The sequence below is a fragment of the Bradyrhizobium sp. PSBB068 genome (assembly GCA_016839165.1).
GTDB lineage: Bacteria > Pseudomonadota > Alphaproteobacteria > Rhizobiales > Xanthobacteraceae > Bradyrhizobium.
In genome coordinates, this window is sequence record CP069300.1 from 6312687 (window position 1) to 6330096 (window position 17410).

4 protein-coding genes are annotated in these 17410 nt (G+C 65.8%); 2 read left to right on the top strand and 2 right to left on the bottom strand.

Going from position 1 to position 17410, the window contains the following annotated elements; all coding sequences use genetic code 11:
• Position 1 precedes the first annotated feature (1 nt).
• Entirely contained in the window at positions 2–1675 is a 1674-nt protein-coding gene (locus JQ507_29430) for a type II/IV secretion system protein (GenBank protein QRI68964.1), read from the bottom strand.
• Positions 1676–1999: 324 nt separating this feature from the next.
• Here JQ507_29430 and gspD point away from each other — a divergent pair, with 324 nt between their 5' ends.
• Positions 2000–4381: a type II secretion system secretin GspD gene (gene gspD / locus JQ507_29435; protein ID QRI68965.1), complete on the top strand. Its 2382-nt coding sequence runs from the start codon at positions 2000–2002 to the stop codon at positions 4379–4381.
• Positions 4382–4457: 76 nt separating this feature from the next.
• Positions 4458–4931 carry a sel1 repeat family protein gene (locus tag JQ507_29440; GenBank protein QRI73570.1) on the top strand — a complete coding sequence of 158 codons (474 nt, stop codon included), beginning with the start codon at positions 4458–4460 and terminating at the stop codon, positions 4929–4931.
• Between the two features lie 107 nt (positions 4932–5038).
• Here JQ507_29440 and JQ507_29445 read toward each other — a convergent pair whose 3' ends face one another.
• The gene (locus JQ507_29445) at positions 5039–17131 is read right to left on the bottom strand and encodes a filamentous hemagglutinin family protein (protein ID QRI68966.1); all 12093 of its coding nucleotides are present in this window, start codon (positions 17129–17131) and stop codon (positions 5039–5041) included.
• Positions 17132–17410: the final 279 nt, after the last annotated feature.

Here is a 17410-nt window from a genome sequence, read left to right on the forward strand (position 1 = left end):
GTCACCGCACCGTTGCGACGCGGAGGATCTCGGCGGGCGAGGTCAATCCGGCGCGGCATTTGGCGACCCCGTCGTCGAGCATCGTGGTCATGCCCGCCCGGATCGCCATCGTATCGATCTTCAGTCCGTCGGTTCGCTCTCCGATCAGCTCGCGCAGTTCATTGGACAGTTCGAGCAGCTCGAACACCCCGAGGCGGCCGCGATAACCGGTACCGCCGCAGCGCTCGCAGCCGCATGGCTCCTGGATGATCTCCTCGGCCTTGAAGCCGAGCGCGGCGAGCCGGGGATCCTCGGTGAAATCGGCCGCTGCCAGCGGCCGCGCCGTCTTGCAGCGCTCGCACAATTGCCGGACCAGGCGCTGTGCGATCACACCGCGCAACACCGACCGCAGCAGATAGCCTTCGACCCCGAGGTCGAGCAGGCGCGGCACCGCGGCAGCCGCGGTCTCGGTGTGCAGCGTCGTCAGCACCAGATGGCCGGTCAGCGCGGCATGCACCGCGACATGCGCGGTCTCCGTGTCGCGGATTTCGCCGACCATGATCACATCAGGGTCCTGGCGAACGAACGAGCGCAGCGCGGTGGCGAAGGTCAGGCCGATCGCCGGTTTGATCTGGGACTGGTTGACGCCGGGCAGCTCGTATTCGACCGGGTCCTCGATGGTCAGGATCTTGCGGCTGGGCTCGTTGAGGATCGACAGGATGGTCGCCAAGGTCGTGGTCTTGCCGCTGCCGGTCGGCCCGGTGATCACGACCATGCCATGCGGAAGCTTCAACAGGCGCCGCAGCTTGCCCTCGTCAGGCGCAGAGAAGCCGAGCTTTTCGACCACCAGCAGGCCGCGATCCTTCGGCAGGATACGGATGACGGCGGATTCGCCGTGCTGGGTCGGCATGATCGCGACGCGAATATCGATGTCGGTACGCCCGGCCCGCAGCCGCGCCGCGCCGTCCTGCGGCAGGCGGCGCTCGGCGATGTTGAGATTGGCGATGATCTTGATGCGGGAGACCACCGCCTGCGGCAGCACGCCCGACAGCGCCGCAACCGGCCGCAGCAGGCCATCGATCCGCAAGCGCACCATGAGGCCGGCCGAGAACGGCTCGATATGGATGTCGCTGGCGCGAAGCTCGACCGCCTTCTCGATCAGATCGTTGACCGCGCGTACTACCGGGGCGCCGCTGGCCAGATCGCGCAGGCTCTCGATGTCGTCCTCGCGAGGCAGCGCCGACGTCGTATCGGTCGCCTCGGCCTCCTCGGCACTCGCGTTGTTCAGCGCGATGACGACGTCTTCCGACGAGGCCACCTTCACATCGATGCCGGCGCCGAGCACGATCTGCGCCGCCCGCAGCGTCGCCTGGTCGGTCGGATCGACGACCGCGAGGACAGTGGTGCCGTCGGCGGCCCGGCACGGATAGACCATGGTCTCGCGCAGGAAGCGCGCCGAGAACGCGCTGACCAGCGGTTCGGCCGAGGTCATGTCCTGCAGCGCCAGGCGGCCGAGCGCGAAGAAACGTGCCGCCTCGTCGGCGAATTCGGTCGGTGAGAGGCTGGTGACCTCCCACAACTTCAACTGCCTGACATCGGCGCCCGGCCCGGTCCGCTCGACTACCCCGTCGATCGGCGCCAGGTGATTGTTCTGACGCAGATAATCCACGAACCGAACGGACAGGTCGTTGGCCATTCTCGATATCCCGCCACACTATCCCGGATCAGCTCGTGCCATCCGCCGCCGCGTTCGGCTCCGGCGGTTCTGCGGTTATCGATCCGAAGTGTGACAGCTGTGCGAAGTGGCGTCGTTCGCCTCGCTCAACAAGCCTCGACGTGGCACCGCGGACACGACCGGGCGAGCGCAGCTCGATGTTGGTGCGATGCGGTGGGGCGGTGCGCGAACGACAATCATGTAACCAATTTATTTCTGTCATGTTCGATCGATAAGAGTCCTCCCGGGGTAGGACCGATCGTCGCAAGCCATCGATTTTTCAGTTAGTCGGAGCGAAGGGCCTTCATGCAACGCGCAGGCACAGTGGGCCGCTGCCCGACGATCCGTGGCGGCCTCGCAGCCATTTTTGCATTGACGTCATTGGGGTTGCTGGCGTCCTGCAATTCCGCGACGGTCAGCGAGAGCGTCGACGCGTCCCAGGTCGACGTCACCGACAAGGTGCGGTCGCTGGATTTGTTGCCACGCCAACCGCAGCCGGTGAGCGGGCTGGCGGCCACGAGCGGCAGCCAAAGCGGCAGCGTACGCGCGGCGATGTATGACGGAAGCGACGTCACGGCGGTGGCGGATGCGCGGCCGCAGCCGGCTTCGAACGGCAATGGCTTCGATCTGAATTTCGAGAGCACGCCGGTGGCGACCGTCGCCAAGGTCGTGCTCGGCGACATCCTGCATGTCGGATACACCATCGACCCGCGGGTGCAGGGCACGGTGAGCCTGGTGTCGGTCCGACCGGTGCCGAAATCCGACATGGTCTTCGTGCTTGAAAACGCACTCCGCCTGAGCGGCGTCGTGCTGATGAAGGATACGGCGGGCTACCGCCTGACGCCGCTCGGCGACGCCGTCGGCGGCGGCCGCGTCGATGCCGCGGCAGCCAATCCCGAGGCCGGATTCGGCATCTCGGTGGTCCCGCTGCAATATGTGTCGGCGCAGACCCTGCTGAAGCTGACCGACAGCTTCGCCACCCGGGCCGGCTCGGTTCGCGCCGACACGACGCGCAACTTGCTGCTGATCCAGGGCACCGGCGCCGAGCGCCGCACCGCGGTCGATACCGTGCTCAGCTTCGACGTCGACTGGATGCGCGGCCAGTCCGTCGGCATCTTCCCGATCTCGAGCGGCTCGCCCGCGCCGGTCATTGCCGAGCTGGAGAAGATCGTCGATTCCGGCGAGAACGGCCTCAGCCAGAACGTCATCAAGTTCATGCCGATCCAGCGCCTCAACGCCGTGCTGGTGGTGACCAAGAAGCCGGACATGCTGCATACGGCTGCGACCTGGATCAAGCGCCTCGACCGCAACGACACCGCGCGCACCTCGGTCCACGTCTACCGCGTCAAATACGGCGATGCGCGCCAGATCGCGCGGGTGCTGACCGACATGTTCCTCGGCGGCTCGTCCGGCAATCTGCTCGACAGTGCCGACAGCCAGCTCGCGCCCGGCTCCGGCACCTCGTCGACCTCGAGCGCCGCCGACCGCCTGTCGCTCAACAATAACGGCGGCGCGAATTCGAGCATGGGCGGCTTCGCATCGCGCGGCACGTCGGGGACAGGCGCGACGGGCCAGGGCCTCGGCCAGGGATTCGGCGCCGGCGGACAGTCCAACAATCCCAACAATCAGGGACAGGGCAACAATGCGCTGGATGCCGGCCGCGGCGCGTCGGGCTCGGGCAACGGCCAGCCCGTCATGCAGGACGTACGCATCACGCCCGATGTCGTGAACAACAATCTCCTGATCTATGCCGACCAGGCCAACTACCGCATCATCGAGGCGACGCTGGTGCAGATCGACGAGCCGCAACTGCAGGTCGCGATCGACGCGACGATCGCCGAGGTCACGCTCAACAACACCCTGTCCTACGGCGTGCAGACCTATCTCACCAGCCGGAGCCTCGGCCTGAAGCCGAACATGGGCTCGTTCACCGGCACCCAGGCCACCACGGCGCCCGCGACCACCACGGATGCGGCCACCGGCGTCGCTTCCGTCGCCGGCTCGGTCACCAATGCCTTCATCAACCGGGCCTTCCCGGGCTTCAACTTCCTGGTCGGGTCCGAGACGCAGCCGAGCTTCATCCTGGATGCGCTGCATGCCGTCACCAGCGTCAAGGTGCTCTCCAATCCGTCGCTGGTCGTGATCAACAACCAGGTCGCGACCTTGCAGGTCGGCGACGTCGTCCCGGTGTCGACCGGCAGCGCGACGGTGCTGACCACCAGCAATACGGTGGTCAACACCATCGACTATCGCAACACCGGCATCATCCTGAAGGTCTCGCCGCGCGTCAGCGTCAACGGCACCGTGCGGCTCGATATCGAGCAGGAGATCAGCAACGTTCCGCAAAGCAGCACGGTGAACCTGACGCCGACGGTGTCGGAGCGCAGGGTCAAGAGCCAGATCTCGGTCGCCAACGGCCAGACCGTGCTGCTGGCGGGCCTGATCAGCGAGCAGCAGAGCGGCGCCCGCAACGCGCTTCCCGTGCTCGACCAGATTCCCGGCCTCGGCGATGCCTTCGGGCATCAGAGCAACGGCACCCAGCGCACCGAGTTGATCATCTTCATCCGCCCGCAGATCATCCGCAACGGCTCCGACGCCCAGACCGTGGCCGAGGAGCTGCGATCGAAATTGCGCGGCAGCATCGCCACGACAACGACCAATGCGCCGATCACCACCAGCTATCACTGAGCGGAGCAACGGGATGCGCCGCGGACTCGCACAACGGACAGGCGTTGCGGCTTCGCTCGCCGTCGTGCTTTGGGCCATCACCGCGTCTGCTGCGAGCGCCGACAGCGTCGCGCGCGGCGCGGCGGCCTTCAATCACGGCGATTATGTCAGGGCCGCTCGGGAGCTCGCGCCGGCCGCCGAGCGCGGCAACCCGAGAGCGCTCGGCATGCTCGGCTTCATGTATGAGCACGGCTTCGGCGTCCCGCAGGCCTACGCCGCTGCCGCCGATCTCTATTATCGCGGCGCCGTGCAGGGCGACCCGTTCGCGCAAGCCCAGCTCGGCCTGATCTACGACAAGGGACACGGCGTCCCGACCGATTTTGTGCTGGCCTACAAATGGCTCAACCTGGCGGCCGCCCGCGCCGGCGGGCGGCAGCGTGACGCCTATCTGAGGTTTCGCGATGCAGTCGCATCGAAACTCTCGACCTATGAGATCATTGCCGGCCAGCGGTTTGCGTTGGGATGGGTTCCCGACCGGGCAGCGCCGGACGTGCACCTGACGGTCAAGTAATCACCGATCGCAAGCCCGCGCCGCGCGCGACCCGTCGCGCTCCCCGCGACAGCGGAATTTGCATCGCGCCGTCGCTTTTCCCATGTCGCGATCTTGCGCCCTCGCCGTCATCGACCGGACGAGCTCGCCGCATCGCCGAGCCCGATGACCTGGAAGGCACTGTTCTCGTTGTAGGTCTGCTTGTCACGCCGCTGACGCTTCTGCCCCGGCGATTCCTCCGGCTGCGTCTGGTCACCGCTGCCGCCGCCGTAACCCATGACCTCGACGATGATGATCGAGGGCTGGTCATTGGCCTTTGGCGGTGGCGCCGCGGCCTGCTGGCTCGCAGCGGCGGTGTTCGACGCGGCTGTCAGCGCGCCAACGGGCGGCCCCTGCACCGTCGGAACGCCGGTCGACGTGCCCTGCACCTGGATGTTGGCGGCGTTGACCACCTGCAGCGCCGCGAGGTTGACGTTGCCGGAGACGCGGATGCCGGCCTCGCCCGCATCGATGGTGCCGAGCGGTGCGATCAGATCGATGTTGCCGGGCGGGACTTCGGGAATCGGATTGAGCGTCGCGATGCCGGCGCCGGCCGACGGGGTGGTCGGCGACAGCGTGATGTTGCCGTAATTGTCGTAGACGCGCCGGGGCGGGGTAAAGATCGTCGTCGTCTTCGAGCCACGGCCGGCGTTGATGTCGCCGGTTGCTGACCAAACAATGATGTCGCCGCCGAAGGTGGTCATGATGCGACTCTGGCCCAGCAGCACGCTGCCGAGCGAATAGACGTCGATGTTGCCGGAGCCTTGCGTGATCAGACCCGCGCTGGCACCGGGCGCAACGCCCTCCACGCCAATGATGGTCTTGCCGCCCGGATTGAGGATCTGGATATCGCCGCCGAAGTCGGTGTGGATGCCGGCATTGGCAAGGTAGGTGCCGCCCGTTCCATTCGGCGCAATGCCGCTGAACATCGTGATGTCGCCGCCATAGGCGATCGGCTTGCCCTGCGCATCCGTACTCGGGAACAACGCGGCGATGGCCTCGCGGCCGCGCAGATAGCTGCCGAGCCGCGGACTGGCCAGCGCGCCGGTCTCCTCGCGTCCGCCGGCGGTGAGCTCCGCGAAATAGATCTGGCGGACGAAGATGCTCTGCTGCTCGCTCGACAATCCCAGGAAGAACGTCAACGCGTCGGCGCTCGAGCCGGTGAAGCCGTACATCTTGTTCAGCCAGGCAATGAGCTGCCGATCATAGGTCTGGACCACCTTGCCGCTGCCGGCGAGCGGCGTGCCGTCCCCCGGAAGCTGGTTGGCCGGATCGAAATAGAGTTTTGCGAAACCTGCATAGTTCGGCCCGGTCGGGCCGACGCCCGCGAGCACCCAGATGCCGGCGCCCTCCGACCTGGTCGACGTGTTCGCGCCGAACAGCGGGCCGACGCTTTGCAGCATCCCGTAATAGCCCTGATACAGGTTGCGGCCTGCCTGCACATCCAGCAGTCCCGAGCCGGCAACGGTGACCGATTGATAGATGATGTCGCGGCCGGCCTTGATGATGGAGACATAACCGGAATTGTCGCCGGCGTTGGCGAAGGCCAGGTCCGGGTTGTTGAAGATTGCATCCGGCGTCGGGCCGGTGCCGACGATATCGCGACCCGCGACGATCTGGAACGGCTTGGCGGCTGTGTACCAGGTCGTGGGCGACGGCAGGAATCCCAGATTGGTTTGCGGCTGCATCCCCTGGACCTGTCCGATAGTCAGGTCGACGATGTCGACACCGGCGTAAACCAGCGCAGGCTGATTGTCGCCGGCGTGCAGATTGGTCAGCGGCGTATCGGGGCCGAAGGCAATCGGAATGCCATTGGTCAGGCGGTTTGGCGCCGTCGGGCTGGCATTGGAGGCATTCGTCGTATTGAACACGGGATGGAACGGCGTCGCGAGCGTGCTCATGTCCGCACCCGACATCGCCACCACCTGGCTCGAGCCATAGATCGAGCCGGCGGCCAGAAGCGCGAGCTGGCCGAACGGCGAAGGTGCGAGCTCGATCGGCGCAAACGACAGAGCAGTACCTCCGGGCTCCGAGAAGCGAATGTCGCCATTGGCGGCGGCAGCGATCAGCGTGCCGGGATAGAAGGCGACGCTGCCGACGCCGCTGGCGGGATTTCCGTCCAGGGCTGCGACGTCGCCGCCCGCGGCGTAGAGGCCGATCGCGGTCGACGGCGTCCACAAAGTGAAGCGTGATTGCCCGCCGCTCGCGACGAGCGAGGTCGTGCCGTCCGCATTCCGCACCGTGTAAGGGGTTTGGTTCTGATCGACCGGATCAGCCATGCCGGCATCGCCGGCGCCCCCGAACACGAGATCGCCGCGCGTCGTGATGCTGATGGTGCCATCGCCCGGCGTGAAGATCGGTCCGGGGGTTTTCATCGAGCGCTTGAAGACGTTCGGGTCGACCGCGCGCGGATCGTACGAGGTGAAGGTGGCACCGCCGAGGTTCGGCGCGAGCCCACCGATGGCGCCGGCGTTCACGGCGATGTCGCCGCGCAGATTGGTGATCGAGCCGTAATAATCAGGCACCTGCACCCCGTAAGTCGGCACCACGGAGTTGAGCTTGCCGCCGATCCTTACCGTGAGATCGCCGCCGCCGGTTTGAACCAGCGTGCCGTCGCACAGCACCCGCCCGGTCGAAGCCACCACGAGATCGAGACCGGTCGAGCCGTTGCCGGTCACGCCGGCGTTGCCGCCAGCGACCAACGTCAAATTGCCACCACCGAGCGTGCCGATGCCCTGGAAGCCGATCAGCTGCAGGCTGTTATTCCACGCAGATGTCTTGGCATATGAGCCGAAATTGACCCACCACGCGGTCGGATCGATCGACTGACCGCCGCCTTGCCGGCCGAACCAATTGCTGGTGAGATTCGAGTCCACATAGCGACTGTTGTTGTTGAATATTTGAACGTTGCCGGTGACATCTCCCTGCGCAACGAGCAGCACATCGCCGCCATGCTCCGGATACCAGGCATGGACACCACCGCGGCTCGCGGTGCCGATCACGTCGTACGGGTTACTGCCGTCCGCGGCCAGGAACGGCGCGGATTGGGTGCCGGCGGTGTAGACGCCATAGGGCGTGGCCTCGCTGAAGCTTCCGCCCGCCAACAGATCCAGGCTGCCCGTACCGGTACGCAGCACGCTGAAGAAGGTTCCGTTGAGCGACGAATTGTAGGCCGGATCGCTGAGCGAGAGATTGCCGCGCCCGTTGAGCGCCTGCGGCGCCTGCAGCGCGCGCTGGTCGGCGGCGGCGAGATCTGCGCCGGCAACCAGTCGAACCGACGCGGACAGCGAACCGGGCGCCAGCATGAAGGCCCCGGCTGCCGTAGCGGAAGCGCCTGGAATTGCGGGGCTGTTCACAATTGCGACCGTAGGCATATTGCCGGGCTCGAATGCGAACGCCCCATAGCTGTTGCTGATGCTCAGTATTGTGCCAGCCGGAACGGTGTCACCGGGATTGTAGGCGTGGTTATTGGAATCGACCAGATTGTACCACCAGTTGAACGTCCACCAATTGTAGAAGTCGTCGTTTGGAATCGTCCAATCATGCACGACATAGACGTCTGTGTTCTGATCAAGCCAGTAAGAATAGCCGCCGGATGAGGATTGCTTGAAGTACGGACTGTTGGTGACGTCGAAGATCGTGAAGGAGGCCGGCATCCCGGGTGACGACCTGAAACCGTCCGAGATGCTTCCGTTCACCGTCACGTTGCCGCCGGCGCGGATCACGAGAGCCATTGGCTCGCCCGCACCATAGGTCGCCGAGTTCGGGTCGCGGTCGGCATTGGCGCCGTAACGATACTTCGCGAGGTCGATATCGCCCGAGGTCGACAGATTGCCGCTCGAGGTGATCTGCACGCCCGGCCGCAGATGGTAGGCACTGCCGTAGGCCGACAGCCCTGCAACGCGCGCCGACAATCCCGTATTGCCGAGTGCCGCGCTGATGAAGGTCGTGCTGGCTACGTCGTAGCCGTCAAGCGTGGCCTGGGTGATGGTGCTGCCGTCAGGCAGATTGTAGGTCCAGAAGGCGTTGAGCGCGATGCTATAGGCGCCCTTGATGTTGAGCGGACCCGCGGCGTTGATCGCGATATCGCCGGAGGTCTCGCCGGTGCGCTGGGCATTCAGCACCACGTCGCCATAGGCGACGCCGTTCGGCGCGGTGAGATTCATCGTCGCGCCGGGCGACAGCGTGAGCGCGCCGCCGGCGGCGGTCAGCTCGATGTGACCGCGATTCTTGGCCTCGATCGGCTGGCCGTAGCTATCGGTCTGTAGCACCGTGCCGTGGGCATCGAGCACTGCGTTCGATGCGAGTGTCAGGCCGTTGCCGGCAGAGAGCCGGATGGTCCCGGGAGCAAAGCCGGACGCATCGATGGTGCCGGCAACGGTCAGGCTTCCGCCGTCGACGGAGACCGTGACGTTGCGGGCCTTGACGCCGTCGCCGATGGCGAGATCGCCGGTCTTGATATCGAAGCTGCGGGCGTCGAAGAAGCCGCCGGCATTCAGCAGCGCGTTGAGCGCCGCAAAATCCAGCGTACCGGCAACCACGCTGAAGTCGCCGCTGCCGTAACCAGCTGCCGCGCCGCCATGGAGCACGCCGTTGAGCGCCACGAGCCCGTTGCCCGCGCTGATGCTGATCGATCCGGCATTGGCGTTGATGGCGGAGACGTCGATGACGGAGCCGGCAGCCTGCGTCAGACTCCCTTGCGTGCTGTTGAAGATCGCCGTGCCGCCGAAGCCATAGACCGTCGCTTTCTGGATCGTCGACGGCTGACCGCTCAGATCGATCCGGCTGCCGCCGCCCAGCGCGATATCGCCTGTCGCATTGACCACGAGCTTGCCGCTCGGCAGCAGGATGGTGCTGGCGATGGCGACGCTGTTGCCGGTGAGATCGATCTCGGCGCCCGCAACCGACGAGGTCGCACTGCTCGGCGCTGTGCCTGCAGGCGCGGCGACGTTGAGCGCGCCGCCCGCGGCATAGGCCATGATCGACTTCTGCACGCCGGTCAGCAGCGGCGTCGACAGCGTCAGGCTGCCCCCCGTGCCGCTCTGGCCGAAGACATCGGCGGAGCTGGAACTCGGCGACTTATAAACGAACAGCTTGCCGTTGCCGGCCGAAACGATCCGGGAACGGCCGGTGATGTTGACGTTGTTGAAGCCGTAGATCACACGGCTCACCGACGAGTTGTCGAGCGATGCGAATTTGCCGAAGTCGATCTCGTCAGCGACGAGATCGAGCGTGCCGCTGCCGGTCCCCGCTCCGCCCGCAACGATCGCCGGCGGCGTCGCGCCGGGAACTCCGTTCCAGGTGATCTTGTTGGCGGCGATCACGCTGTGATCACCGGTCGCGCCGTAGCCGTAAATCGCCGGCGTATTCAGCACGAAATCGACGCCACTGCCGGTGGCATCGAGACCGGCGCTGCCGAACAGATTGATGGCATTGGCAGCACTGAGCGTGATCGACTTGAGTGCTGGCGCTGCATGGAGAGGATCGCCGTGCAGCAGCGTGTTGAACAATGTCTGGTCGAACAGCAAACCGGATGGTGCACCCGCTGCGGCGACGGTCGCAGCGTCGCCGATATTGATGCTGCCGACCGCCAGCGCGATGTTGCTTGATCCGAAATGGGCAGTCGGATCGATGCTGGAGGCGCCGTTGGTCGCGAGCGCCAGTGTTCCCTCGGAATAGAGCTGTGATCCGGCGCCGATCGTGATCGAGCCGGTACCGGCACCGGATCCGAGGAAGTTCAGCTTGCCGTTGGACAGCGCCAGCACCGTGAGGCTGTTCGCCGAGTAGCTCATGCCGGTGGACACGGAATCAAACGGCGCCGCGCCCTGCCCGATCGTGCTCAGCGTGACATCATTGCCCACGACGATGTTGTTGCCCACAAAGAACAGCTCGCCGGCATTCAGAGAGACTCCGTCGCGGATATAGAGATTGGATAAGTACGCGGACAGGAAGAGCAACGTGCCGTTATTGATCAACATGGAGCCATTGACCGTCAGGCGCGGGGCCGCGATCGCATTCAGGTCGGATGCGCGAACCGAGACGCCATTAAATCCCGCCGTCGGCACATCGGCATAGATTTCGCCGACCCGCATCAGCGTCACCTGACCCGCATTCCCGTCTTGTGCGCCCTGGAACAGGGCCGTGCCATTGAAGGTGAGCGCGGATTCGCCTGTCGGCGATGTCGGGGTCTCGAACAGCAGCACCAGCCCCTTGCCGTCGGCCGGCAGCAGCGGCCGCACGCCGCCGAACCGGGTCACGTTCGCGGTCAGGAAATCGCTGTAGCCCTGCTCGTTGTACTGCGAATAGTTGCGAACCGACTTGCCCGCGGTGATCAGCGCCGTCACCGGCAAGGTGGCTCTGATCGCGGTGTTGGCAATGCCGGTCGAAACCGAAGCGGCGTAAGTGCCGTTGCCGATCGATATCGGGCTGGCAACCGGTGTCGTGTTCGTACCTGCGAGCTCCACGCGGTACGCACCGGGCAGGAGCGCATAGTTGGACGGCAGCAATGTGTAGGTCCCGGCGGGTAGTCCGGGCACGCCGGCAGGGATGGTCACCTGCTGACCGACCACCGGATCACCCGCGCCATTCTCGGGTGCGACCGGTGCATAGCCGGACTTGTAGCCAGGCAGGATGGCGTAGACCTTGTCGCTGGCCTTGCTGACAGGCGTCGTGGGGTTGGCGTTGACGAGCGGGGCGTTGAGCACGTTGATCGAACCGCCGCGTCCGGAGACGAAGCCGGCGCCGCTGAGCATGCCGCCCCCCGACATGTCGAGGATCGCGCCGCTCGCGACCTTGATCGACTGCCCATCCAGCAGGATGCCGGATTGGACCCAATTGGTGCCGCTATTTGTCAGGTCGAAGGGACGGACGCTGTTGCCGTTATAACTATAGGTGACACCGTCAACCGTACCGCCATAGGGAATGGTCAGGCCCGCCATCGATACGGAGGTCAGGCTGCCCGGCAGGATATCGACTCGTTGCGTAGAGATGCGGTTGTCGTAAGGATTGTTGTTGCCGAGCACGACAACGCCGAACGGTGCGCGGACGATGCCGCCCTGCTCGACAACAGGCGCGGCGAGCGCGAGGCTGCCGAACGCGGACAGCGGTGCGTCCGGGATCGTATCGGTGCTGCGGCCGATGGTCAGCGTGGGCGGCTGATCGGACTGCGCTGCCGTGAAATTGCTTTGCCCGGCGGTGACGACCGCGACAGCGCCTGTGGCAGGATAGATCTGGGCTGCGATGAGAGCGAGATTCCAGTCGGTCGATAACGTCGTCGCCTGCCCCGCCGCACCGCTGGCCAGGAAGCGGATATCGCCCTTGCTGGCGAACCTGATGTCGCTAAAGCCGGGCGCGTACATGCTGTTCGGCGCGGCAGCCGAGAATTGGATCAGCCCCTGAATGTCGATCTGACCGGCATCGGCCTCGAAGATCGCATTGGTCGGCAACACCGCGCTTCTGGGATTGCGGATGCTGCCGCTGATGGTGCCGTCAGGGATATTGGCGACCGATTCAGCAAACAGGATGTAGGGCGCCGACAGCTTCACGCTCCCGGTCGCGGCCGCCATCGAGGAATCGATCGGCCCGGACACCGGAGCTCCCGACGTGAACGCCGCCGCCGTCAGCGTCAGGCTGCGGCCGAGCGCGAGCGACACGTTGCCGGAGAACTGCATGTAGTCGCCGGAGATCAGCGTCAGGCTGTCGAACCCGCCGGCCTTGACCATGTCGGCGCTCACGGTGGCCTGGCCGAACGCGAGATGCGACGCATCCGTCCCCGGAGCGATGTCCGCAGGCAGCAAGGAATCCGGACGCCCCTGCACCACGGTCATCAGGCTTGGCACGATCACATTGGACGGCGCCGTGCTGTTGGGGAAGGTACTCATCTTGAAGATCGGCGTGGTGAGCGCGATCGACAAATTGCCGCCGGAAGCGCCGCTCCCGCCGGAGAAGGCGTGGATATCGCCGTCGAGATAGAGACCGCTCTGCGACGCCAGCGTAACGGAGCCGCCATTCGTCGTGACCATCTGCGGTTGGGTTGACGACGCTGCACCGCCCGCTGCCAGATCGATCGCGACGTGGGTGCCGTCTGCATTGAGTTCGGCGCCCGGGCGCAGGATCACGAAGGCGCCGCCGCCATTGATGGTGATGGCGCCGCCGTCGGTCGCTCGCCCGAACAGATGTCCTGATGTGTCGGATGCCTGATAGGCCAGACCCGAGACATCGAGCCTGGCTGCGGCATCGACCCAGACCGAAACGCCGCGGCCGTTGCCGTTCAGGTCGAAGTTGAGACCCGCCAGAACCGGCGAGCTGTAGGCATCATTGACCAAAGTGATGCTGCCGCCACGCGCAGTGAGGTTGCCGAACACGCTGATCTGGCCGAAGGCGTCGAGCGTGATGCTCTGGCCCGGATCGACGCTGATCGAGGCACCGTCGCCCACCACGATCGCGCCGCCGCCCGCGAGAGGACCGGAGCCGGATCTGACGAGCGAGCGCAGCGTGAGGCTCGCACCGCCGCGCTGGGTCACAGCGGCCTTGACCGAATCCGCGGTGAACAACGGCGGCGTCCACAGCGTCAGCGCCGATGACGGATCGCTGCCGGTAGCTGCCGCATAGCTGTTCGCCGTGAACCGGTAGACCGGCATCGCGGCCGCAATCACGGTGTTGCTGGCCACCACGACGCCGAGCCCGCCATTGATGTCGTAGCTCGAGAAGCCGGCGGTGAAGAACGCTGGATTGAGCGCCGCTGCCGGTGTGATCTGGACGGTCTGCGGCAGCACCACGCCGGCTGGAATAATGGTCCCGACCGGATAGGTCATCGGCGTGGATTGAATCGATCCTGCGGCGTAGGTGATTTGATAGGGCGTGATTGGAATGCCGTTCGGGAAGACATTGGAAGGAATGGTGGTTCCCGCCGGAATACGGCCATTGCCGCTCCAGCCAGTGATGACCGTCCCGACCGGGATCACATCGCCTGGGCTCCAATAATTCGTCCCGCCATTGCTGGTCCTGCTCTGGAGCGCATCCATGCCCTTCGGCACGGTCCAAATCGCACCGGTCGGCGCGGTCGGTACCGCTGAGATCGTGACGTCGACCGGTATCGGCGTGTCGTACACCAGCGAGGTGAAATTCAGCGTCAGCGCCGTCGGCAAGGGCTGGCCTGCGGGAATGGTCATGGCCTGCTTCAGCTTCACGGCCAAAGGCGCCGACATGCCCGCGGGCAGTACACCGCCGGCAAGTTCGGCATTCTCGCCGATCAGGATGTTGCCGGGCGTCGAGATCGTCAGCGTGCCGCCGCCGCTGACACCCCAGGCACGGATCGCGCCGTCGAGAACAAGATTTCCATCGCCCGGCGTGCCGGCGTTCTGCTGGGTGTGGCCCGCAATGATCGTGACGTTGCCGCCCTTGCCGCCCTGCGTCTTGCCGTTGATGAGAACGGCACCGCCGGAGGAGACATCGATCACGCTGCCGGCCGCGAGCGTGACGTTCTGGGTCGAATCGAAGGTGACATTGCCGCCGTCGAGCAAGCCGAGGCCCGACACACTGGTCGGATCGGTCTGCGCATTGACCCACAGGCCGCGCGTGTCGATGGTCGCGCCGGCCTCCAGCGTCAGCGTCGCGCCGCCGGTCGCGTTGGTCAGCGCGATGGTGCCGTTTGCGGTGTTGAGGATGTTGCTGACCGTGACGCTGCCGGAGCGCGCGATGATGTCGGCGGCGATATCGACGGTCGGAGCGGTCAGCCTGACCTGCGCGCCCGGCGCAAATTGCAGCGGCGCGTTGATCGAGATCTTGTTGCCGGTGTTGATGTTGAAGCCGCCGAGGCCAAAACTGTTCAGCGTCGGCGCATCGAACCAGGCCGTGTTGGCACGGTCGGACGGCAGCGCGGAGGTCAGGCCGAGATTGCCTGAGACCGGCGCGACGTTACCGAACGTCACGTTGGTGTTGTAGGCGTTGGAGAGTCCATAGCGATCGTACTGCCCAAGCGCCAGCGTGCCGGCGAGCGGCACGGTGGTCTGCGTCAGCTTGTAGCCGTCGCTGATGCCGGCCGGACGCTTGGCAAGCTGCTGCTCGCCGTCGATCACGTTGGCGAGGATCGTGCCCTCGAACACCGAGGTCGGGGTCGAAAGGAGGAGGCTGCCGGCGTCGCGGCCCATCGTGTAGCCGTTTTCCCAGCGGCTGCTGCCCTTGCCGAACGGGCTGAGATAGACCTCGACGACGCCCCAATGCGCGTGATTGACGATGAAGCCGTTCGCCACCGCGACATAGGTCAAATAGGACGGCGCATTGTCGGCACTGTAGATGCGACCGTCACTGCCGAGCAGCAGCGTCTGCCGCACATAGCCGCTCTGATATTGCACCGCGCCGCCGGAGATGTTGAAGAGCGCGCCTTGCTGCGCCACCACTTCCGGCGCCGACAGCGTGATGGTGCCGCCGACCGCGGTCCATTCGCCGATCTTGTGGCCGGTGTTGTTGAGATAGCCGGAGACTTCGAGCAGTCCGCCCGCGGTGTAATAGCGGTCGGTCGCATAGCCGCCGGTGCCGGCCGGCACCAAAGTGAGATCACGGGCATCGATCCACATGTTGCTGTTGAGCAGCGTGCCGCTGTCGCGGTTCTGCGGGCTGTCGCGCAGCTCGTTGCCCTGGACATTGACCTTGATCGCATTGGCCGACACCGGCAGCACGGTGCCGGTGGTGCCGGAGACGTCGATGACAGAGCCGGTTTCGGCGAACACCCGCTTACCGGCGGAGGCCGTGACCTGGCCGCCCTGCGCCATGGTCAGCGAGCCGTTCCTGAAGTCGATGGTGCCGCCGGTGACGATCTCGATGCGCGACTGATCGGGGCGATCCACCAATGTCGAGAGGTTGTCGAACTGGCCGGTCGCCAGCAGATTGGGCTTGGCCGAGGCGATCAGCGCATCGCGCTGCGAATTGAACGCGGTCGCGGTCGGATCGATGCCCGAGACCAGCGCGGCCGCGGCATCGGTCTCCGGCAGGATCAGGCTGATGCCGTTACTGGTCAGCGTAACGCTGCCGCTTGTATCGGACGCCGAGTTGAGCAGATGAATGGTGCCGCGCTGGTTGACCGAGGTGGTGGAGACGAGGATGCCGTCCTGGGTGACGGCATGGCCGGCCAGAGTGATGTCGCCCTGCTGGGCCAGCACCAGGCCGGTGTTGGTGACCGTGCCGCTGCTGCTGCCGCTGCGCAGCAGCGGCGCGATCTCGTTGCCGCGTGTGGTCGAGTTCTGGTTGGCGTTGGTGCCGTAACCGGCGCGCAGGATGAAATCGTCGCCGGCCGCGAACTGGGTCTGGCCCTTCGGCGTAGTGATGGCGCCGGCGTTGTTGACCTCGGTGCCCATCAGCAGCACGAAGCCGCCGCCCGCCGTCACCGAGGACGGCGCATTGGTGGTGATCAGCGCGCCGCTCTCGACCACGATCTTGCCGCCCGCGCCGGTGAAGTTCGGCACATAGACGTTGCCGCTCTGGCTCGCATAGATGCCATTACCGAACTGGCCGTCGGTGATGTTGGCGCTGGAGGCGATCAGCGAGCCGACATTGATCTGGCTTGCGCCGCCGAAGATGATGCCGTTCTGGTTGATCACCAGCACCTGGCCGGGAGCGGTGATGCGGCCGAGGATCTGGCTCGGCCCGGTGTTGCCGACGACGCGGTTCAGCGCGGTCCAGTTGCCGGCCTGCTGGTTGAAGTTGAGCGTGGTCTGGCTGCCGACGTTGAAGCTTTGCCAGTTGAGGATTGCCTGCGGCGCGGTCTGGTTGACGGTCACCGTGGTCTGGCCGCCGCTCGCGGTCTGGCTCGGCAGCGCGGCGCCTTGCCAGAGGGCCGAGCCGGGCACGGCGCCCGGTGCAACCTGAAGCCCGCCCACGGCAAGACCGTTCGGCACCGCCACCTGCGGCAGCGTGGTGGATCGCTGCGAGGCGGCAGCCGCGCCGCGGGCCGCCGCCTGCGCGGCCTGTAGCGCCTGGATGGCCTGGGTCGCCCGGGTCAGCGCGCCCTGGCTCTGCCTCGCGACTTCGGTTGCCTGCTGGGCCGCGGCGGTGGCGCCGTCGCTGGCGATCGTCGGCGCCGAATTGATCGCCCCGAAATTGCCGAACGGCCGCGCGGATGCATCCTCGAGCCCGGTCAGCAGCAGCGCCAGCGTGCTGGTTCCAGCGAGCAGCATCGAGCGGGACACCAATCCGATCCGCTGCCGCGGCGGAAGCGGCGCAACCCGGCGCTGAGCGAGGCGGGAACGGCGGGCAACGCGCTGACGAGACGGCATGGGATGTCCCCTGGGAACAACGGACGGAACGTTTGCGCAGATCGGATCTGCGCAGGCGCCCGTCACGCGGCTGAACCGCATGCCGGGCTTCTCGTCCCCAAGGACGCCATCTGATCGGCGGGACCGAACAACAAAATCACGGGCCGCATCACAATTCCCGCGCACACGCGGTGCACGCTTTCATGGCTCGCC

Coding starts and splice junctions, on each gene's coding strand:
- gspD (QRI68965.1), top strand. CDS start 2,000: ATGCAACGCGCAGGCACAGTGGGCCGCTGCCCGACGATCCGTGGCGGC.
- JQ507_29430 (QRI68964.1), bottom strand. CDS start 1,675: ATGGCCAACGACCTGTCCGTTCGGTTCGTGGATTATCTGCGTCAGAAC.